Annotated in this window: 17 protein-coding genes; 12 read left to right on the top strand and 5 right to left on the bottom strand. The window is 63.4% G+C overall.

Annotation, left to right across the window (positions count from 1 at the left end; genetic code table 11):
- Positions 1-5 precede the first annotated feature (5 nt).
- The 5 genes from C2U30_RS07370 to rimO form a co-directional block, all read right to left on the bottom strand.
- Complete coding sequence (locus tag C2U30_RS07370) at positions 6-1,028, bottom strand: ABC transporter ATP-binding protein (protein WP_103243535.1); 1,023 nt, start codon at positions 1,026-1,028, stop codon at positions 6-8.
- The gene (locus tag C2U30_RS07365; RefSeq protein ID WP_103243534.1) at positions 1,025-1,930 is read right to left on the bottom strand and encodes an ABC transporter permease; all 906 of its coding nucleotides are present in this window, start codon (positions 1,928-1,930) and stop codon (positions 1,025-1,027) included. Before C2U30_RS07365 ends, C2U30_RS07370 begins: the two co-directional genes overlap by 4 nt.
- A 1-nt stretch (position 1,931) precedes the next feature.
- On the bottom strand, positions 1,932-2,915 hold the full coding sequence (locus tag C2U30_RS07360) for an ABC transporter permease (protein ID WP_010673905.1): 984 nt from the start codon (positions 2,913-2,915) through the stop codon (positions 1,932-1,934).
- A gap of 117 nt (positions 2,916-3,032) precedes the next feature.
- Positions 3,033-4,715 carry an ABC transporter substrate-binding protein gene (locus tag C2U30_RS07355; protein WP_010673906.1) on the bottom strand — a complete coding sequence of 561 codons (1,683 nt, stop codon included), beginning with the start codon at positions 4,713-4,715 and terminating at the stop codon, positions 3,033-3,035.
- Between the two features lie 545 nt (positions 4,716-5,260).
- On the bottom strand, positions 5,261-6,589 hold the full coding sequence (gene rimO / locus C2U30_RS07350; protein WP_041215595.1) for a 30S ribosomal protein S12 methylthiotransferase RimO: 1,329 nt from the start codon (positions 6,587-6,589) through the stop codon (positions 5,261-5,263).
- 267 nt (positions 6,590-6,856) lie between these two features.
- Between rimO and C2U30_RS07345 the strand changes: the two genes are divergently transcribed.
- From C2U30_RS07345 to C2U30_RS07290, 12 genes are all read left to right on the top strand, one after another.
- On the top strand, positions 6,857-7,948 hold the full coding sequence (locus C2U30_RS07345; RefSeq protein ID WP_103243533.1) for an HD domain-containing phosphohydrolase: 1,092 nt from the start codon (positions 6,857-6,859) through the stop codon (positions 7,946-7,948).
- A gap of 382 nt (positions 7,949-8,330) precedes the next feature.
- The gene (locus C2U30_RS07340) at positions 8,331-8,699 is read left to right on the top strand and encodes an ArsR/SmtB family transcription factor (RefSeq protein ID WP_103243532.1); all 369 of its coding nucleotides are present in this window, start codon (positions 8,331-8,333) and stop codon (positions 8,697-8,699) included.
- Positions 8,700-8,787: 88 nt separating this feature from the next.
- Complete coding sequence (gene arsB, locus C2U30_RS07335) at positions 8,788-9,852, top strand: ACR3 family arsenite efflux transporter (RefSeq protein WP_103243531.1); 1,065 nt, start codon at positions 8,788-8,790, stop codon at positions 9,850-9,852.
- A gap of 51 nt (positions 9,853-9,903) precedes the next feature.
- Positions 9,904-10,329 carry a glutaredoxin-dependent arsenate reductase gene (gene arsC / locus C2U30_RS07330; RefSeq protein WP_103243530.1) on the top strand — a complete coding sequence of 142 codons (426 nt, stop codon included), beginning with the start codon at positions 9,904-9,906 and terminating at the stop codon, positions 10,327-10,329.
- A gap of 103 nt (positions 10,330-10,432) precedes the next feature.
- Positions 10,433-11,209, top strand: coding sequence for a beta cell expansion factor BefA (gene befA, locus C2U30_RS07325; RefSeq protein WP_103243529.1), 777 nt, complete (start codon positions 10,433-10,435; stop codon positions 11,207-11,209).
- Positions 11,210-11,587: 378 nt separating this feature from the next.
- Entirely contained in the window at positions 11,588-11,905 is a 318-nt protein-coding gene (fliE, locus tag C2U30_RS07320) for a flagellar hook-basal body complex protein FliE (protein ID WP_029314161.1), read from the top strand.
- A 55-nt stretch (positions 11,906-11,960) separates the two neighbouring features.
- Entirely contained in the window at positions 11,961-13,661 is a 1,701-nt protein-coding gene (gene fliF / locus C2U30_RS07315) for a flagellar basal-body MS-ring/collar protein FliF (RefSeq protein WP_010673916.1), read from the top strand.
- Entirely contained in the window at positions 13,654-14,715 is a 1,062-nt protein-coding gene (gene fliG, locus C2U30_RS07310) for a flagellar motor switch protein FliG (protein WP_010673917.1), read from the top strand. The genes fliF and fliG overlap by 8 nt, the downstream gene beginning before the upstream one ends.
- A 70-nt stretch (positions 14,716-14,785) precedes the next feature.
- Positions 14,786-15,589, top strand: coding sequence for a flagellar assembly protein FliH (gene fliH, locus C2U30_RS07305; RefSeq protein ID WP_103243528.1), 804 nt, complete (start codon positions 14,786-14,788; stop codon positions 15,587-15,589).
- A 74-nt stretch (positions 15,590-15,663) separates the two neighbouring features.
- Positions 15,664-16,995 carry a flagellar protein export ATPase FliI gene (fliI, locus tag C2U30_RS07300; RefSeq protein ID WP_029314163.1) on the top strand — a complete coding sequence of 444 codons (1,332 nt, stop codon included), beginning with the start codon at positions 15,664-15,666 and terminating at the stop codon, positions 16,993-16,995.
- 16 nt (positions 16,996-17,011) lie between these two features.
- Positions 17,012-17,452: a flagellar export protein FliJ gene (gene fliJ, locus C2U30_RS07295; RefSeq protein WP_039039911.1), complete on the top strand. Its 441-nt coding sequence runs from the start codon at positions 17,012-17,014 to the stop codon at positions 17,450-17,452.
- Positions 17,453-17,539: 87 nt separating this feature from the next.
- On the top strand, positions 17,540-19,459 hold the full coding sequence (locus C2U30_RS07290; RefSeq protein ID WP_103243527.1) for a flagellar hook-length control protein FliK: 1,920 nt from the start codon (positions 17,540-17,542) through the stop codon (positions 19,457-19,459).
- Positions 19,460-19,480 lie beyond the last annotated feature (21 nt).

Here is a 19,480-nt window from a genome sequence, read left to right as displayed (position 1 = left end):
CATCCTTAACAGCCAGCGGCCTTGTCCAGATGGATCGGAAGATCCGGTTGTTCCTCTGCTGCCTCATGAAGGTGGCAGGCAGCCTGTTGGCCGGGCCGGATCTCGGCCAGCCGGGTGTATTCCTGGCGGCAGCGCGCGTGCACCTTGGCGCAGCGTGCCTGGAAGCGGCAGCCCACCGGCACCTCCAGCAGGTTGAGGGGGCTGCCCGGTATCCCCTCCAGCACGGTCTTGGGCCCGTGCAGGGGGGGGAAGGAGTTGCCAAGGCCCCGGGTGTAGGGGTGCAGGGGCGCGGTCAGGATCGCCTTGGCCGGCGCCACCTCCACCAGTTCCCCCGCGTACATGATGCCGATGCGATCACAGAACTCGACCATGAGCGAGAGGTCGTGGGTGATGAAGAGGATGGAGAAGTTGAACTTCGCCTTGAGCGCATAGACCTTCTGCAAAATCTCCCGCTGCACCACCACGTCGAGCGCCGTGGTGGGCTCGTCCATGATCAAGAGCTCGGGGTTGAGGGCCATGGCGATGGCGATCACCAGCCGCTGGCGCATGCCGCCGGAGAACTGGTGCGGGTAGTCCTTGAGCCGGCTGGGGTGGATGTCGACGATCTCCAGCAGCTCCTGGGCGCGCTTGATCGCCTCATAGCGTGTCATGCCGGGGTTGTGGGCCAAGAGCACGTCGCAGAACTGCTCCTCCATGCGCAGCACGGGGTTGAGCGCATTCATGGCGGACTGGAACACCACGCTCGCCTGGCGCCAGCGGTAGCTGCGCAGTCGCTCGTCGTCGAAGGCGAGGATGTTCTCTCCCTTGAACAGGATCTCGCCGCCGCTGATGTAGGCGGGCGGCTTGTGCAGGCGCGCCACCGAGAAGGCGACCGTGGACTTGCCGCAGCCAGACTCGCCGGCGAGGCCGAACACCTCACCCGGCATGATGTCAAAACTGACCGAATTGACGGCGCGCACGTCGCCGCTCTCGGTGATGTAGTCGACGCAGAGATTGCGCACCGACAGCAGGGGTTGTTGCGGCTTCATGCTGTCTTCTCCTGAGCAGTGATGGGAGTGGCAAGCTGCTTCCAGCGACGCAGGCCCTTGTGGGAACGAAGCTGCGGGTTGGCGATTTCGTCGATGGCGAAGTTGAGCATGGCCAGACCCGCCCCCAGGGTGGCGATGGCGAAGCAGGGGGCCAGGATCTCCCACCAGGCGCCCACCAGGATGGCGCTCGAGGTCTGGGCGTTGTAGAGCATGATGCCCCAGCTGACCACGGTCGGGTCGCCGAGCCCCAGGAACTCCAGGGTCGCCTCGGTGACGATGGCGTAGATGATGGACCCGATGAAGCTCACCCCGATGATGGAGATGAGGTTGGGCAGTATCTCTACCAGGATGATGCGCCAGGCCGGTTCACCCAGCACCTCGGCGGCGATGACAAACTCCTTTTCCCGCAGGGCCAGGGTCTGGGCGCGGATGACCCGGGCACCATAGGCCCAGGAGGTCAACCCTATGATGAGGGCGATCACCATGGGGGAGGCCTCTCCGATGAAGCTCGCCAGCACCAGCAACAGGGGGAGGTTCGGGATCACCAGCACCACGTTCATCAGGAAGGTGAGGCACTCGTCCACCACGCCGCCGAAGTAGCCGGCGGTGATGCCCACCGTGATGGCCAGGGCGCACACCAGCAGGCCTGCCCCGAAGCCCACCATCAGGGAGATGCGGGCGCCGTTGGTGAACTGGGCCCAGAGATCGTGGCCCATGCGGTTGGAACCCATCACCAGCTCCATGCTGGGGGGCTGGTGGGGGCGGGCGACCCGCTTGGTGGGTTCGTTGCTGGCGAGCAGCGGGGCGAACAGGGCCATCAGCACGAAGGTGACCACGATGGCGAGGCCGAAGGCGGCCTTCTTGTTGCCCAGCAGGATTTTCAAGATAGTCGGCATACGCATCTTATTTGCCTCCTGTACGCAGACGGGGATCCAGGAAGACGTAGAGCACGTCCGCCAGGAAATTGAAGCTGAGCATGGTGATGGTCATGATGAGCAGTTGCCCCTGGATGAGGGGGTAGTCACGGGCCAGGATGCCCTGATAGAGGGTCAATCCCAGGCCGGGGTAGTTGAAGATCACCTCGGTGATGAGGGATCCGCCGATGACGAAACCGAGCGCCATGGAGAGGGCGGTGACGCTGGGCAGCACGGCGTTGCGCGCGCCGTAGTTGAAGATCACCCGGTTGCTGGAGAGCCCCTTGGCCTTGGCCATGGTGATGTAGTCCTCGCCCAGGAGATTGATCATGTTGTTGCGCATGGTGATGAGAAAGCCTCCTACCTGCACGGCGGCCAGGGTGCCCACCGGCATGATGGCGTGCAGCAGGATGCTCTTGATGTGCTCCCAGCCAAAATCGGCGGGGATCTCGGGGCTGTAGGCGTAGCCGATGGGCAGCCAGCCGAGGCTCACTCCGAACAGGAAGAGGGCGAGCAGGGAGACCACCACGGGGGGGATGGCCTGCATCACCAGGGTGAGCGGGGAGAGGATGCTGTCCATGCGTCCGCCCCGGTACCAGGCGGCGAAGATGCCGACGATGGAGCCGATGGAGAAGCTCAGAATGGTGGAGGTGCCCACCAGGAACAGGGTCCAGCCGATGGCGCGGCCGAGGACGTCGGCAACCGGTTGGGGGTAGTAGCGCACCGAGGTGCCGAGATCCCAGGTGAAGACGCTCTTCACATAGGTGAGAAACTGGGTGCCGATGGGGCCGTCCACGAAACCGAAGGTGGCTTTGAGGGCTTCCAGCGCGGCGGGTTCCATCATGGCGCCGGCCCGGGCAAACATGACGGAGACGGGGTCCCCCGGCATGGCTCTGGGTAGCAGGAAGTTGATGGTGGCGGCCACCAGGAAGGCGACCAGATAGAAGGAGAAGCGTCTAAGTATAAATCCCATGGTGATACCTTTTACTGCAAGCCTGCCCCGCGCCGGGCAAAGCTCCCCCAACCCCGGCAGGTGCGGGGGATGGAAGACATGGCGGGGAAGAGGGCCCCCCGCAGGGGGCCGGGGTGATTAGCTGTTTGGCTTGAGTGACAGCACGTGCAGCAGACGCTCCGGAGTGTCCGGGTGAACCTGCGGCTTGGCGACCGGGTTGTCGGCACTGAACCAGCCGTTGAAACGCTTGGTGCTGTATTCGTACCAGGTCGGGTTGTTGAACACCGGGATGATGGTCTGGTTGGCCCCGACACGCTCCTGGATGGCGAACATGATCTCCTTCTGCTTGGCCGCATCGGCGGTCTGGGTGAAGTCGTCGATCAGCTTGTCGAGCTCGGGATCCTTGTAGCGGGGCGCCGCGAAGCGGTTGCCGCGCTCACCCATGTTGCGGGAGTGGAAGGCGGTCTCGAAGTACTTGTGCGGGTTGGCACCGGCAAAGTAACCCTGCAGGGCGACGTCGAAGTCACCGGTGATCAGGGACTCGGTCCAGACGGTGGCTTCCGGGGTGGCGGTCTTGGCGTTCAGGCCCAGGGCCTGCAGGCCTTCGACCCCGATCTGGACGGTGTTGACCCAGTCGGTCCAGCCGTTCGGTACCAGCACCTTGAACTCGATCTTCTTGCAGCTCGGGGTGTCGAGGAACTTGTCGCCGTCACAGTCCTTGTAGCCCGCCTGTTTCAGCAGGGCCTTGGCCCCTTCCAGGTCGAACTTGTTGTACTTGCCGTACTTCTTCTCGACGTCCGGGTTGTCCCAGGAGGCGAATGCCTTGCCAAGCCCTGACGGGTACTCGTTGACGGTGGGGTAGCCGTAGCCCGCGATGTCCACCATGGACTGGCGGTCCATGGCCATGGAGAAGGCGCGGCGGAAGTTTATGTCGTTGAAGGCTTCGTGGTTGCCCGGGTTCTTGCTCTGGAAGTTGACGTTGAACGCCACTGTGCCGGAGGCGGGGAACCAGTACTTGTTGTTCTTGGGATCGTTGCCGACGTAGAGACGCTCGATGTCCGGCACGAAGGAGCCGAACCAATCCACGTCACCCTTCATCACGGCGGCCAGTACCTGGTCGTTGGTGGCCATCTGCGGCATGCGCAGGCAGTCGATGGAGAGGCTGGCGTTGTCCCAGTAGTGCGGGTTGCGGCACTGGGTGTAGAGCTGGGCGGAGAAGTTGTCCACTTCGGTGAAGGGACCGGTCCCGACCGGCTTGTCGTTGGTGAAGGCCACGGGGTCTTTCACCGACTTCCACTGATGCTCCGGCACGATGGGCACCAGCACCAGGTCGTTCACCACGTTGGTGTTGATCTCGGCCAGGTCGAATTTGACCTTGTGGTCACCCAGCTTCTCGACACCCTTGATCTGAGTCCAGATGGAGCGCTCGTCCAGCGCCTTGTTGGCCTTGACCAGGTTGAAGGAGAAGAGGATGTCGTCGGCGGTGAAGGCTTCACCATCGGACCACTTGACCCCTTCGCGCAGGTCGAAGGTGACGGATTTCAGATCATCGCTGAAGGCGTAGTGGGTAGCCAGACGATAGACGGGTTTACCACCCTGCATATCGTTGAAGATCACCAGCGGCTCATAGATGAAGTGACGGGTGGTGTGGAGCAGACCCGCTTGCAGGAAGGGGTTGAAGTTCTTGACCCATGCGGTTTCCTGCTGGGCAACCAGGGTCAGCACCGTCTTGTTGTCGGCGGCCATGGCTGTACCGGTGGCACCGGCGAGCAGAGTTCCCAGCATGACTGAGGTCGCGATTTTGGATACTTTGGCAAGCATATTTTTTCCTTTCTTATTGGTCTTCCATGGTTTTGGAATGGAGCACCGACATCGCATGCTTGGATACCGGCCCTCGCTGTTGGTCAGGTTTTGCACCCTTGTAGTTGTGTCGTCCAACGCCCTTAGAAAAGCAGAATTAACAGGAAAACAACAACTCTTCATTTCGTCGATATCGTAAAAATTGCACGGCGCACGTCATTATCGTCAAAATGAATTTTAAATCCTTTTAAATTATAAAGTTGCATTAATTCTCACAAAGTAAAAAGTCACCTTGCCACTCCCTGTGGCAACGATAATGTGAGCTGGATCGTGCTCGTTTTTTCCCCGTTGACACGGCTTATTTTTGCGCAGGAAACAAGCGACTCATGTGGCAGGAGAGAAGTGTGCGCTGGTTCACGGGCGCGTGCGAAAAGAGGGAGGGGAGGGAGACCGGTGATGAGGGGCGGGACAGGGGATGACAGGGGGGCATGCAAGAGCCTGACGGGCGGCGGACATTAAAAAAGCCAGTCGGTGAGACCGACTGGCTTTGAGGGGGAGTGGCGTGATTATTCCACCAGGCTGGCCCAGAGGTCGTACTCGTCCGCTTCGTCGATGCGGACCTTGACCATGTCGCCGGGCTTGAGGCCGGTTTCACCATTCAGGTAGACCAAGCCGTCGATCTCGGGGGCATCGGCGGCGGAGCGGCCGGTGGCACCTTCTTCGTCCACCTCGTCGATCAGCACCAGCATCTCTTTGCCCACTTTACGGGCCAGCTTGCGGATGGAGACCTGCTGTTGCAGTTCCATGAAGCGCTGGAAGCGCTCTTCCTGCACCTCGGCCGGCACCGGATCCGGCAGCTCGTTGGCCTTGGCACCCTCGACCGGGCTGTATTTGAAGCAGCCAACCCTGTCCAGTTCCGCCTTGTCGATGAAGTCCAGCAGCATCTGGAACTCTTCTTCGGTCTCGCCGGGGAAGCCGACGATGAAGGTGGAGCGCAGGGTGATCTCGGGGCAGATCTCGCGCCACTTCTGGATCCGCTCCAGGGTGCGCTCGACGGAGCCGGGGCGCTTCATCAATTTGAGGATGCGCGGGCTGGCGTGCTGCAGCGGGATGTCGAGGTAGGGGAGGATTTTGCCGTCGCGCATCAGGGGGATGACGTCATCCACGTGCGGGTACGGGTAGACGTAGTGCAGGCGCACCCACATGCCGAGCTTGGCTAGCTCTTCGCACAGGGCCACCATGCTGGTCTTGACCGGCATGCCGTCGTAGAAACCGGTGCGGTGCTTGACGTCCACGCCGTAGGCGGAGGTGTCCTGGGAGATCACCAGGATCTCCTTCACGCCAGCCTCTTTCAGGCGCTTGGCTTCGGCCAGCACTTCGCCGATGGGACGGCTCACCAGATCCCCGCGCATGGAGGGAATGATGCAGAAGGTGCAGCGGTGGTTGCAGCCTTCGGAGATCTTGAGATAGGCGTAGTGGCGCGGGGTCAGCTTGACACCGTGGGCCGGCACCAGGCTGGTGAAGGGGTTGTGGGTGGGTTTTTCCACGTATTTGTGGACGTGGCCCAGCACCTCTTCATAGGCGTGGGGACCGGTTATTTCGAGCACCTTGGGGTGGATCTCGCGGATCTGGTTCTCTTTGGCACCCAGGCAGCCGGTGACGATCACCTTGCCGTTCTCGGCCAGGGCCTCACCGATGGCTTCCAGGGACTCTTGCACCGCGCTGTCGATGAAGCCGCAGGTGTTGACCACCACCAGCTCCGCATCGTCATAGCTGGGCACCACGTCGTACCCTTCGGTACGCAGCTGGGTCAGGATGCGTTCGGAATCGACCAGGTTTTTGGGGCAACCCAAGGAGACGAATCCTACTTTGGGGGCCTGTTTTGTGTTGGACATCGCTCAATCACTCTTAGGTGGCTCTTATTCAAGGGCGCGGATTTTACCGGAATGGCTAACCAAAAACTATACAGCCGACACGTCGGAAGCGAACAATCTCTTTGCCCGGGGAAGCGGGGTGGGGCGGGCGTGACATGACCACGGGCAGGGAGGGGGCCGTCGCCGGTGCGGGCGGGATCACGATCCCTGTGCGCCGTCACCATTTGGCAGGAGGGGCAAAACGGGTGTCACTATACTCCCAACAGGCCTATCAGAAGGATGTGCGGGATGGAGAGTTCATTTGGTGAGAAAGTGCAGAATGTGCACGCCACCCTCAGGCAGCGGTTTGACAAGTTGAGCCGGGTGGCGATTGCCATCTACGACCCGCAGACTGACCAGCTCAAGACCTTTGCCCACAGCACGGACGGGGGCTCGCAGCTGTTGCAGTACGAGGTCAGGCTGAGCGAGGTGCCTTCCCTGCGCTACCTGGCCGAGCACCAGCGGCCCAGGGTGCTCGACACCCTGGATTCCCTGCTGGGCTCCCCCTCCGAGCACAGCCGCAAAGTGCTGGCGGCCGGTTACGCGTCGAGCTATACCGAGCCGCTGCTGCTCAACAGTCGCTTGTTCGGCCTTCTGTTTTGCGATGCCAAAGAGCCCGGTTACTTCGATGGCGCCATTTGCGGTGAGCTGGCGGCCTATGCCCAGATCCTGGCGGCCATCATCGCGGTGGAGTTCTTCTCCATCCAGACCCTGAACGGGGCCCTGACCACGGTGCGGGAGTTCAGCCGCTACCGGGACGAGGAGACCGCCAATCACCTGCACCGCATGTCGGCCTATTCGCGGCTCATCGCCAGGGAGGTGGCGGCCCATTACCCCTTGAGTGACGAGGAGGTGGAGTTCATTCACCTCTTCTCCGAGCTGCACGATATCGGCAAGATTGCGGTGCCCGACGCCATCCTGCTCAAGCCGGGCAAGCTCACGGCCGAGGAGTACGGGGTGATGAAGAGCCACCCCTTCAAGGGGCGGGAGATGATCGCCCTGATGATCCGCGAGTTCGGCCTGGACGGTATCCATCACACCGACATGCTGAAGAACATCATCGCCTACCACCACGAACGTTTCGACGGTCAGGGCTATCCGGAAGGACTGGCGGGGGAGGCGATCCCCCTGGAAGCCCGCATCGTCGCGGTGGCGGATGTGTTTGACGCCCTTACCAGCGAGCGCCCCTACAAGCAGGCCTGGCCCCTCGAAACGGCCTTTGAATACCTCAAGACCCATGCCGGCAGCCAGTTCGACCCTGTCTGCGTCGCGGCGGCGCTGCAAAGCCGGGAGGCGTTTTGTGCCATCCACCGGCAATATCGGGATCACGTGATCACCTGATTGCGCCCCCCTCTCTCCTCCCCGGCTTCTCCCGGATTCCCCAGGCCCCGTCATCTGATGGCGGGGCCTGGGGCCCTCTCTTGTTTCATCGCCTTGAGGTGCATCCGGCGCCGTGGGGCATTGCGGCTTTGCGGCGAGGCAGGGCGCCGCGGTGAGCGGGGCGGCCAACGGGAGGATTATCCGGGGTAAGGTCATAAGAGTGCCTTATAAAGAGAGGCCACATATTAGCCGTATGACTGACATGAGGCCGCTGGCGGGCACGACATGGCCGGGGCGGCGCTTCTGGCGGCCCGTCCCGTCGCGATGTCGGCTCGGTGGTGACACTTTAATCATTTCAATAATTCTTGTATAGTTGAAATAAAGCATCCAAGGGGGGAGATCCATGAACAAAGAGACGGCCACCAAGGTCTTTGAATCGCTGGCATCCGGGATCCGGCTCGAGGTGTGGCGGCTGCTGGTCAAGGCCGGGCTGGAGGGGCGGGTCGCGGGGGAGCTGGCCGGCGAGCTCGACATCGCCCCCAATACCCTCTCGTTTCACCTCAAGGGGATGCTCAACGCCGGGTTGCTGTCGGTGGAGCAGGAGGGGCGCTTTCTGCGCTATCGCGCCAACATCCCCCTGATGCTGGGGGTGATCGCCTACCTCACCGAGGAGTGCTGCGCCGGTCATCCCGAGGCGTGCGGCCTGCTGCCCGCCGGGCCCGGCAGCGCCTCCCGCGCCGAGGGGTCGTCGTCCTGCTGCGGCGAGTCGTAACGGGCCATGCCGGGCTGTCTATGCCCATGTGCCGTGCCATTCATCTATTCAACCTGGGGTGCGAGCGTGGATCGCACCGGGAGTCATCATGTCTGCAGGCTGTGAGGCCAAGGCAGCCCCTGCCATCGGCTTTTTTGAACGTTATCTGACCGCCTGGGTCGCCCTCTGCATCCTGGTGGGCATTGGCCTCGGGCAGGGGTTGCCGAGTCTCTTCAAGGCCATCGGCGCCATGGAGGTGGCCAGGGTCAACCTGCCGGTGGGGCTGCTTATCTGGGTGATGATCATCCCCATGCTGCTCAAGATAGATTTTGGCGCCCTGCACCAGGTGAAGGGGCACCTCAAGGGAATCGGGGTCACCCTCTTCATCAACTGGCTGGTCAAGCCCTTCTCCATGGTCTTCCTCGGCTGGCTCTTCATCCGCGTGCTGTTTGCCGACTGGCTGCCGGCGGATCAGCTCGACAGCTACGTGGCGGGCCTCATCCTGCTGGCGGCAGCCCCCTGCACCGCCATGGTGTTTGTCTGGAGTCGCCTCACCAACGGCGATCCCTACTTCACCCTGTCGCAGGTGGCGGTGAACGACCTCATCATGGTGTTTGCCTTTGCCCCGCTGGTGGCGCTGCTGCTCGGGGTCTCCAGCATAGTCGTGCCCTGGGATACCCTGCTCACCTCGGTGGTGCTCTACATCGTCATCCCTGTCATCCTCGCCCAGCTGCTGCGCAAGGCCTTGCTGAGAAAGGGGAAGGCCCATTTTGACGGCGTCATGACGTGCATCCAGCCCTGGTCGGTGGCGGCCCTGCTGCTCACCCTGGTGCTGCTGTTCGCCTTCCAGGGCAACGCCATCATCGAGCAGCCGCTGGTTATCGCCCTCCTGGCGGTGCCCATCCTGATCCAGGTGCTGTTCAACTCCGGGCTCGCCTACTGGCTCAACCGCAAGGTGGGGGAGAAGCACTCGGTGGCTTGCCCTTCCGCCCTGATCGGGGCCTCCAACTTCTTCGAGCTGGCGGTGGCCGCCGCCATTAGCCTGTTCGGCTTTCATTCGGGCGCGGCGCTCGCCACCGTGGTCGGGGTGCTCATCGAGGTGCCGGTCATGCTGCTGGTGGTGCGCGTGGTCAACGCCAGCAAACCCTGGTACGAGGCGGGACAAAAGCGCTAACGGATGGCCACTAACCCATTTCTATTCACTTGAGTCATGAGAGACAGGCAAATGAGTGCAATCACCCTCTATCACAACCCGGAGTGCGGTACCTCCCGCAACACCCTCGCGCTGATTCGCAACAGCGGCGTGGAGCCCACCATCATCCACTATCTGGAGACGCCCCCCTCCCGCGACGAGCTGGTGGCCCTGATCGCCGCCATGGGCATGCCGGTGCGCGATCTGCTGCGCAAGAACGTGCCCCCCTACGAAGTGCTGGGGCTGGCAGAAGATCGCTTCAGCGATGATGAACTGATCGACGCCATGCTGGCCCATCCCATCCTCATCAACCGGCCCATCGTGGTCACGCCCCGCGGCACCCGGCTGTGCCGCCCGTCGGAGGTGGTACTCGATATCCTGCCCGACCCGCAGCAAGGAGCGTTTGCCAAGGAGGATGGTGAGCAGGTGGTGGACGGTCAGGGCAAACGGCTTCGTTGAGCCCCTGCGCGTCAGCGTCTGACCCGCGCCGGGGGGATGCCCTTAACGGGCAGGTGCCAGATCTGCTACTGTGACCTTCGACTCATCACAGAGGGTGGAAACAATGAAGATTCGATTCCTGGTGATAGCCACGGCACTGGCGCTGGCCTCAACCCCCGGTCTGGCCGACTGGGCAAAGCTGAAGGAGGCCGCCTCCGAACTCGGTACCGCGGTGAGCGATACCAGCAAGGAGGCGTGGAAGGGGATCACCGATTTCTCCAAGGAGACCTGGGAGTCGGTGTCCAGCTGGGGGGCCGAAGCCTACAACAAGGCGGGGGCCTGGACGGCAGAGAGCGCGGCCACCGGCAAGGAGTGGCTGACCGCCGCCGACAAGAAGCTCGACACCATGCTCGAGCCCAAGACCCCGGAGGAGGCGAGAACCGCCCTCGATACCATGGCCGATACCGCCCTGGTGCGGCTGTTCAACGAACAGCCCTCTGCCAAGTTGCTGTTTGACAAGGCTTATGGCTATGTGGTGTTCGACTCGCGCAAGTTCTCCCTGATGATCCACACCAATCAGGGGGCCGGGGTCGCCGTCAATCGCACCAGTGGCAAGCACACCTACATGAAGATGTTCGGTGCCGGTCTTGCGGCCGGGATCGGCGGCAAGTTCTACCAGCAGGTGATCCTGTTCGAAGACAAGGCGAGGTTCGATGCCTTCGTCAGCAAGGGGTGGGAAGCCACCTCCGAGGTGGGCGCCGTGGCGGGCAAGGAAAGCGCCGAGCTCACCGCCAAATACAATGGCGGCATGGCTATCTACCAGATTGGCGAGAAGGGACTGTTGCTTGACGCCAACATCTCGGGCTCCAAGTACTGGCTGGATGATGACCTGAACAAGTGATCCCTGCCAATCTGACCCGGCATTTCATGGATGGCTAGAGATGCACCCTGTTTACTTGTCGGGATTTGCAGTAAAAAGAGGGCCCAAGGCCCTCTTTTTCATGGGCGCCGCACAGAGTCCGGCGACCAGGAGAGCAAGATGACCCATGAGGCCGAGCAGGATCGGATGGCTGCCCACCGCCGGGAGTGGGACAAGCAGAGCATCTACCTGCGGCTGCTGCTGGGCGATCCCCCCGGATCTGCGACCTGATCCCCGGATGGCCGGTGCCCGCCGGCCTGATCGCGCCCCGCTTTTATCCCTGATCTCGAGATCTCGCTCTGGTTGGCACCTTTATTGCTTCAAGCCAGTCAGTGTCAATGATTTGTCTGGGAAGGGAAGATGGAAATTAGCGCAAGCAGCCTGATGCAAGAGATGCAGGCCCTCAAGGTGGAAGCCGGTGCCACGCCGTTGACCCAGCCCGGTCGTCCGGTCAGCTCCGATTTCGGCCAGATGCTGCAACAGGCCCTGGACAACGTCAACGAGTTGCAGGGCACCGCCAACGATCTGCGTACCCGCTTCGATCTCGGCGACAAGTCGGTGGATCTCTCCCAGGTGATGATCGCCGGCCAGAAATCCTCCATCGCCTTCGAGGCGACGGTGCAGGTGCGCAACAAGATGGTCGATGCCTACAAGACCATCATGAACATGCCGGTGTAACTCGGGCCCATGGCGACCGAGCATCATGAAGATGTCAGCAACAAGGACATAAACCGTGGCAACTGATCAAAACGGCGATCTGCTGATCAACAACGAGGGGGCGGCCGCCCTCGACGAGCACGAGCAGAAGAGCTCGGCGCTGGGCTTCCTGTCCAACACCGATGTGTTGCGCCAGATCACCCTGATCCTGGGGCTGACCATCTGTCTGGCCATCGCCGTCTTCATCCTCTTGTGGGGCAAGGAGCCGGAGATGCGTCCCCTCGGCACCTTCACCACCCAGGAGCTGGTCTCCACCCTGGATTACCTGGATCAGCAGAAGATCCCCTATCAGGTGGATGGCAAGAGCGTGCTGGTCAGTGCTGAAAACTATGCGGACATCCGGTTGCGCCTGACCCGCGCCGGTCTGGCCAACAACAGCGACGCCAGCAACGACGGCGAAGCCATCCTGCTCAAGGACTCCAGCTTCGGCGTCAGCCAGCGCATGGAGAGCGAGCGCCTGAAACTGAGCCGCGAGCGCCAGTTGGCGAGCGCCATCGAGCAGTTCCAGAACGTCGCCAAGGCCCAGGTGCTGCTGGCTATCCCGAAAGACAACGTGTTCGCCCGCAACGAACGCAAGCCCAGCGCCACCGTGGTCCTGAGCCTCAAGGGCAACGCCCTGGGCCAGGGTGAGGTGGACTCCATCGTCGACATGGTCGCCTCCGCCGTTCACGGTCTGGAGCCGACCCGCGTCACCGTGACCGACCAGAACGGTCGCTTGCTCAACTCCGGCTCCCAGGATCCCCTCTCTGCCCAGACCCGCAAGGAGTTTGCGATGCAGCAGAAGCAGGAGCTCGAATACAAACAAAAAATTGACGCCATCCTGATCCCGGTGCTGGGGGCCGACAACTATACGGCGGAGGTGGATCTCTCCCTCGACTTCTCCCAGCAGGAGCAGACCCGCAAGACCTACAACCCGGACCTGCCGGCGGTGCGCTCCGAAATGACCATGGAAGAGAACAGCGCCAGCGGCAGCAACGGCGGGGTGCCCGGCGCCCTCTCCAACCAGCCGCCCGCCGCGTCCAACATTCCCGAGCAGGCAGCCGGCGCAGAAGGAACCGCCTCTTCCGGCCGTTCCCGCAAGGAAGCGACCCGCAACTTCGAACTGGACACCACCGTCAGCCACATCCGGCGCCAGCAGGGTGGCATTCGCCGCATGACGGTGTCGGTGGCGGTGGATTACAAGGCCATCCCCGGCGCCGACGGTGCCGTGACCCGGGAAGCCCGCAGCCAGGCCGAACTCGATACCCTGCGCCGTCTGCTGAGCGGCGGTCTGGGCTTTGACGTGACCCGGGGGGATACTCTGGAGGTGGTCGCCATTCCGTTCAACCGCCCGGAACTCGAGACCGTGGCCGACATCCCCCTCTACGAGCAGCCCTGGTTCTGGCGCGCGGTGCGCATCGCCGCCTCCGTGCTGGTCATCATAGTGCTCATCGTCACCGTGGTGCGGCCCATGCTCAAGCGCCTGCTCTACCCGGACGCCAAGCCGGAAGGGGAGCTGGACTTCGACAACCACACCGTGCTGGGTGGCGACGATGAACTGAGCCTGCTGGCCGCCCAGGCCGAGGCCGAACCGGTATTCGGTCTGCGGGATGGTCAGCTCAAGCTGCCTGACCTGCACCGTGACGAGGATCTGCTCAAGGCCGTGCGCGCCCTGGTAGCGAACGAACCTGACCTGGCCGCCCAGGTCATCAAAGAATGGGTAACCAAAGATGCCTGAAGAGAATAAAAGCCAGGTCACCGGCAACGACATCACCGAAAGCCAGCGTTTGATCCTGGATCAGATGGGCGGCATGGAGATGGCGGCGGTGCTGATGCTGAGCCTCAACGAGGAGGATGCGGCCCAGATCTTCCGTCACCTCGAGCCCAAGCAGGTGCAGCGGCTCGGCATGTCCATGGCCTCCATGTCGGATTTCAGCCACGATAGGGTGGCGGCGGTGCATCGTCAATTTATCGACGACATCCAGAAGTACACCAACATCGGCATCGGCAGTGAAGACTTCGTGCGCAAGGCCCTGGTGGCGGCGCTCGGGGAGGACAAGGCCAGCAACCTGGTGGATCAGATCATCCTGGGCTCAGGCGCCCGTGGCCTCGACTCCCTCAAGTGGATGGATGCCCGCCAGGTGGCCAGCATCATCCAGAACGAGCACCCGCAGATCCAGACCATCGTCCTCTCCTATCTGGAGCCGGAGCAGTCCGCCGAGATCCTGAGCCAGTTCCCGGAGCAGGTGCGCCTGGATCTGGTGATGCGCATCGCCAACCTCGAAGAGGTACAACCGGCGGCGCTGCAGGAGCTCAACGACATCATGGAGAAACAGTTCGCCGGTGCGGCCGGTGCCCAGGCGGCCAAGATGGGCGGCCTGAAGGCGGCGGCCAACATCATGAACTACCTGGACACCAACATCGAAGGGCAGCTGATGGACTCCATCCGCGAGTCGGACGAGGAGATGAGCCAGCAGATCCAGGATCTGATGTTCGTGTTCGAAAACCTCATCGACGTGGACGATCGGGGCATCCAGACCCTGTTGCGGGAAGTGCCCGGGGATCTGCTGCAACGGGCCCTCAAGGGGTCGGACGACCAGATGCGGGAAAAAGTATTCAAGAACATGTCCAAGCGGGCCGCCGAGATGCTGGCGGACGACCTCGAGGCCATGGGGCCGATCCGGGTCTCCGAGGTGGAAGCCGCCCAGAAGGAGATCCTCTCCACCGCGCGCCGCCTGGCGGATGCGGGCGAGATCATGCTGGGGGCGGGTGGTGGCGAAGAGTTCCTCTAAGCCATGGGCCATGGAATGTGCGATGATGTCGGCCCCTGTACCCGGCCCTCGATAGGAGTCTCTTCGGCACATGAATGACAAGAACAGCAAACTGCGCGGCTATCTGAGGCCCGAGTCCGACACGGCGCAGATTGAGACCTGGGGCTGGCCAGAGATGGAGACCGAAGCCGAGGTCGAGACCAATGCCCTGGGGCTGGCTCCTGACTGGTATCGTCAGGAGCAGGCCGATGCGGCCCTGCCGGAAGAACAACCCGAAGAACCCGCCCCCAGCATCACCGCCGAAGAGGTGGAGGCGATTCGTCAGGCCGCCTGGGAAGAGGGGATGCGCGATGGGCGCGAGGCCGGTTTTGCCAAGGGGCTGGAAGAGGGCAAGCTTGAAGGCTTGCAGCAGGGCCACCAGGCCGGGCTGGAGCAAGGCAAGGAAGAGGGCCTCGCCATGGGGCGGGAGCAGGTGGAGCTGGAGATAGCCCGCTGGCAAGCCCTGGTCTCACGCCTGGCCACTCCCCTTGGCGAGATGGACGAGGCGGTGGAGCAGCAGCTCATCGCCCTGGTGCAACAGCTCGCCCGCGCCCTCATCCGCCATGAGGCGCAAACTTCCCCCACGCTGCTGCTGGAGGCCCTCAAGCAGGGGTTGGCCCTGCTCCCTGCCGCCGAGCAGGGGGTCACCCTGATGCTGCACCCGGAGGATGTGACCCGGGTAGAGGCCGCCTTTGGCGCCGAGGAGTGCGCCAGGCGCCACTGGCGGCTGCAAAGCGAGCCCACCTTCTCCCTCGGCGATCTGCAACTGGCCACCGAGCTTTCCAGCATCGATCTCACCCTCTCCGGGCGCATCGATCAACTGCTGCGCAATTTCCTGCGTGACAACGCGAGCTGAGCCATGGCCCGGTTCGAACCCGTCGTGCAGCGCCCTGCTGACGGCATCATCAGGCAATCATCGTCGGAGGCGACATGACGGCACCCCTTCTTGATCGGCTTAAAGGCTACCGGGTTCGCGAGCAGGCCCCTATACCGCCGGTGGCGGGCAAGCTCACCCGGGTGGTGGGGTTGACCCTGGAAGCCATTGGCTGCCGCGCCGCCATCGGCTCCCTGTGCCGCATCGATACACAGGATGGGGCCCTGGAGGCCGAGGTGGTGGGGTTTGCCGGGGATCGCTTGTTCTTGATGCCGAGCGAGCAGCTCAAGGGGGTCATTCCCGGCGCCCGGGTGGTGCCCGTCACCGAAGATCACGGCATCCCGGTGGGCATGAGTCTGCTTGGCCGGGTCATCGACGGTATCGGCCAGCCCCTTGACGGGCTCGGCCCCATCCTCTCGTCCCAGACGGTGCAGTTCGCCCAGCACCGCATCAATCCCCTGGCCCGTCGCCCCATCCATCAACCCATGGACGTGGGGGTACGGGCCATCAATGCCGTGCTCACCGTGGGCCGGGGTCAGCGCATGGGGTTGTTCGCCGGCTCCGGTGTCGGCAAATCCGTGCTGCTTGGCATGATGACCCGGGGCTCGGTGGCGGATGTCGTCGTGGTGGGCCTCATCGGCGAGCGGGGCCGGGAGGTGAAGGAGTTCATCGAGGAGATCCTCGGCGCCGAGGGGCGCGAGCGCGCCGTGGTGGTGGCCGCCCCTGCCGATGCCTCGCCTCTGATGCGCCTCAAGGGGTGCGAGACGGCGCTCGCCATCGCCGAGTATTTTCGGGAGCAGGGGCTCAACGTGCTGCTGCTGATGGACTCCCTCACCCGCTACGCCCAGGCACAGCGGGAAATTGCACTGGCGGTGGGGGAGCCGCCGGCCACCAAGGGCTATCCCCCCTCGGTGTTTGCCAAATTGCCGGCGCTGGTGGAGCGGGCCGGCAACGGCAGCGACGGCCAGGGCTCAATCACCGCCTTTTTCACCGTGCTGACGGAGGGGGACGATCTGCAGGATCCCATCGCCGACGCGGCCCGGGCCATCCTTGACGGCCATATCGTGCTGGCGCGGGAGCTGGCGGATGCAGGCCACTATCCGGCCATCGACATCGAAAAATCCATCAGCCGGGTCATGCCCATGGTGACCTCACCGGAGCACATGGAGCTGGCGCGCACCTTCAAGCAGTTCTACTCCCTCTACCAGCAGAACCGGGATCTCATCACCATCGGCGCCTACAGCCAGGGATCGGATCCGCGCATCGACCGGGCCATCATCCAGAAACCCTATCTGGATCAGTTCTTGCAGCAGAAAATGCGCGAGGTCATTCACTACGATGAAGGCCTGCAATCCCTGCAACTGGTGGCCATGCCCCTGATGCGTTGACCGGTGGAGAGCCCTTATGAGTAAAGGATTGACGTTGCTGGCGAGTCGGCTGGAGGAGGCTGAACAGCAGGCCGCCATGGCGCTGGCCAAGGCCCAGCAGGATCTCAAGCTGTTCATGGATCAGCAGAACGCCCTCAACCAGTACCGCCAGATCTACCACCAGCAGTGGACGGAGCGCGGTCTGCAGGGGATCAGCCCCCAGCAGAACAGCCAGTATCACGCCTTCATCAACAAGCTCGAAAACGCGGCGACCCAGCAGTACCAAGGGGTGTTGCAGGTGCGCGAGGCACTGGCCGAGTGCCGCACCCAGTGGCTCGAAGCCCAGCAGCGGCGCAAGGCGGTCGAGCTGCTGCTGGAGAAGAAGGCGGACAAGGTGCGCCAGAAGGCCCAGCGCCAGGAGCAGAAGATGCTGGATGACTACGCCATCCTGCGTCGTTATCACCAATCTGGCCTGTAATTTGCTTTCTTCCGGTCATGCGAGGCCGATGGGCCAAGCCATGACCGCACGTGCGGCCGTCACCGAATCGTCGTCAGGGATCCCAGCATGATACAGACCCCCTTGATTAGCACTCTCCCCCAGGCGCCTTCTGCCGATAGCAGCGCCACCCTGCTGGCTCCCACCGTCGGGGGCGAAGGGGGCGTGCAGCCGTCAGGCGAGGGCAAGGCCGCCTTCTCGCAAGCCATGGCCATGGCCCAGCTGATGGGCAAGGCGCCAGCCAGTCAGGGCAATCCACCACTCCAGGGCCCCGCCGAGGGCGCCCGGGAGGGGCTTGCCCCGGCTGCCAAATCTTTGGCGTCTGACGAGCCCGCCACCGAGTCTGCGTCTTCCTTGAAGGGAGCGGACGACGAGGGCGAGCTGCCTCCCGACGACTTCCTGCAACAGTTGCAAGCCTCCCTGCGCCAGGATGTGAGCCTGGTGGTGCCCCCGACATCGCCCGCCATGGCCGGTGAGGCGGCGGTGCCTGTGGACGGCAACCCCTTGCCGCCTGGCGCCGCTGCGCCTGGGATGGCAGAGGGGGTGGGAATGGCAGAGGATGTGGGGATGGCAGAGGGCGTGGAGGCGGCAGAGGGGAGCGCCTCCCTGCCGCAGATGGCGCCAGAGCGTCAGCATGAAGAGAACAAAACGAAGGCAGCTCCCGGTGCGGCCCAAGGCGCCAGCGCCGTGCCAAGCGGTCAGGGTGCTCTGCCGCTGGGGGCCGAAGAGCCCGCCTTGGCCGATGACATTGCCGTGGCCGACCAGGGCGGAGCGACCCGCCAGCCCATGGCAGGCAAGGGAGCGGAGCCGGATGCCAAGGGGACCGAACCCCCTATCTCGGGTCAGGAGCGTGCCGCCCTGCTCGCCAAAGTGGTGGCAGGAGAAAACGCCCAGGCTCCCACTGTCACTCGGGCTGACTCATCGCAAGAGGCACGGGTGACCAATCCCCTGGCGTCGGCCGGGCAGGGGGCAACCGCTTCCCGTGCCACCAGCGCCTATGGCGATGGCGTGATCCGGACGGTGGCGCAGGGGCCGGCCCCTGTGGCCACACCGGAGTCCGCCCCGCCAGCCACTGCGGCAGGGGCAGAGAAGGACGCCCCTGTCGCCGGTGAGGCCAGACAGGCTGAGGCCGCGAGCGGGCAGGGAGCCCGTGCAGGGGCCGAGCCTGCGGTGAATGCAGGGAGCAGCCAGCCCGTGACGACGGAGGACACGGCCCCCGTGCAGGTGGCGCCGCAGATCCTGGCTCGTCATGAATCCCAGGGGGCACAGGCCCCTCTGACGGCCCTCTCGGCGGGTCTGGACCAGATGGAGAGCGCCCCCGTGGTGGCCGCCGGCGCTGCCGTGTCGGTGAAGCCCGCGGTGGACAAATCCCGGCTCGATGAGCTGGGCAAACAGCCGGGGATGGAGGTCAAGGGCAGTGAACCCGCCGAGAGGAGCCAGCCTTTGCATCAGGCACAGAGCCAGGTCGGCGAGAACAGACCGCTGGCAGAGGCGACCGTCAGACGGGAGCCCCAGAGCCTGCCCCACCTCAAGCTGGCGACCCCTGAGGCCCCCGAGCAGCTGCACCACAAGGTGAACCTGATGCTGGCGGACAAGCTGCAACAGGCGGAGATCCAGCTAGACCCCCTGGGGCTTGGCAAGATGAAGATCCAAATCCAGATGGATGCCTCCAGCCAGGCCAGCGTGCACTTCGTGGTGCAGCATGGCCAGACCCGTGAGATGCTGGAGCAGGCCATGCCGCGCCTGCGCGACATGCTGGCAGGGCAGGGGATCCAGCTCGGCCAGACCGTGGTGCAACAACAGGCGCAGCAGCAAGCCTTCCAGCAGCAGGGGCAGTCATCCTCCCAGGGTCAGTCCGGTTTCGGTGACCAGGGGCGACAGGGGGGAAATGGCGGCGGCAGCGATGGCAGAGAGGCCGAGGGGAGCGCTCGCAACCTCACGCTGCTGGTGGAATCGGCAAACGATGCCGGAATCGATTTCTATGCTTGATGCATTCTTAAGTAAGTTTAT

It is taken from the genome of Aeromonas sp. ASNIH5 (assembly GCF_002902865.1).
GTDB classification, from domain to species: Bacteria; Pseudomonadota; Gammaproteobacteria; order Enterobacterales; family Aeromonadaceae; genus Aeromonas; species Aeromonas caviae.
The sequence above is the reverse complement of the archived record's forward strand: the minus strand, read 5'-3'. Positions and strand labels throughout refer to the sequence as shown.

What these genes read in the sequence shown, in the direction of transcription:
- C2U30_RS07370 (WP_103243535.1), bottom strand. Translation starts at nt 1,028, where the DNA reads ATGAAGCCGCAACAACCCCTGCTGTCGGTGCGCAATCTCTGCGTCGAC.
- C2U30_RS07365 (WP_103243534.1), bottom strand. Translation starts at nt 1,930, where the DNA reads ATGCGTATGCCGACTATCTTGAAAATCCTGCTGGGCAACAAGAAGGCC.
- C2U30_RS07360 (WP_010673905.1), bottom strand. Translation starts at nt 2,915, where the DNA reads ATGGGATTTATACTTAGACGCTTCTCCTTCTATCTGGTCGCCTTCCTG.
- C2U30_RS07355 (WP_010673906.1), bottom strand. Translation starts at nt 4,715, where the DNA reads ATGCTTGCCAAAGTATCCAAAATCGCGACCTCAGTCATGCTGGGAACT.
- rimO (WP_041215595.1), bottom strand. Translation starts at nt 6,589, where the DNA reads ATGTCCAACACAAAACAGGCCCCCAAAGTAGGATTCGTCTCCTTGGGT.
- C2U30_RS07345 (WP_103243533.1), top strand. Translation starts at nt 6,857, where the DNA reads ATGGAGAGTTCATTTGGTGAGAAAGTGCAGAATGTGCACGCCACCCTC.
- C2U30_RS07340 (WP_103243532.1), top strand. Translation starts at nt 8,331, where the DNA reads ATGAACAAAGAGACGGCCACCAAGGTCTTTGAATCGCTGGCATCCGGG.
- arsB (WP_103243531.1), top strand. Translation starts at nt 8,788, where the DNA reads ATGTCTGCAGGCTGTGAGGCCAAGGCAGCCCCTGCCATCGGCTTTTTT.
- arsC (WP_103243530.1), top strand. Translation starts at nt 9,904, where the DNA reads ATGAGTGCAATCACCCTCTATCACAACCCGGAGTGCGGTACCTCCCGC.
- befA (WP_103243529.1), top strand. Translation starts at nt 10,433, where the DNA reads ATGAAGATTCGATTCCTGGTGATAGCCACGGCACTGGCGCTGGCCTCA.
- fliE (WP_029314161.1), top strand. Translation starts at nt 11,588, where the DNA reads ATGGAAATTAGCGCAAGCAGCCTGATGCAAGAGATGCAGGCCCTCAAG.
- fliG (WP_010673917.1), top strand. Translation starts at nt 13,654, where the DNA reads ATGCCTGAAGAGAATAAAAGCCAGGTCACCGGCAACGACATCACCGAA.
- fliH (WP_103243528.1), top strand. Translation starts at nt 14,786, where the DNA reads ATGAATGACAAGAACAGCAAACTGCGCGGCTATCTGAGGCCCGAGTCC.
- fliI (WP_029314163.1), top strand. Translation starts at nt 15,664, where the DNA reads ATGACGGCACCCCTTCTTGATCGGCTTAAAGGCTACCGGGTTCGCGAG.
- fliJ (WP_039039911.1), top strand. Translation starts at nt 17,012, where the DNA reads ATGAGTAAAGGATTGACGTTGCTGGCGAGTCGGCTGGAGGAGGCTGAA.
- C2U30_RS07290 (WP_103243527.1), top strand. Translation starts at nt 17,540, where the DNA reads ATGATACAGACCCCCTTGATTAGCACTCTCCCCCAGGCGCCTTCTGCC.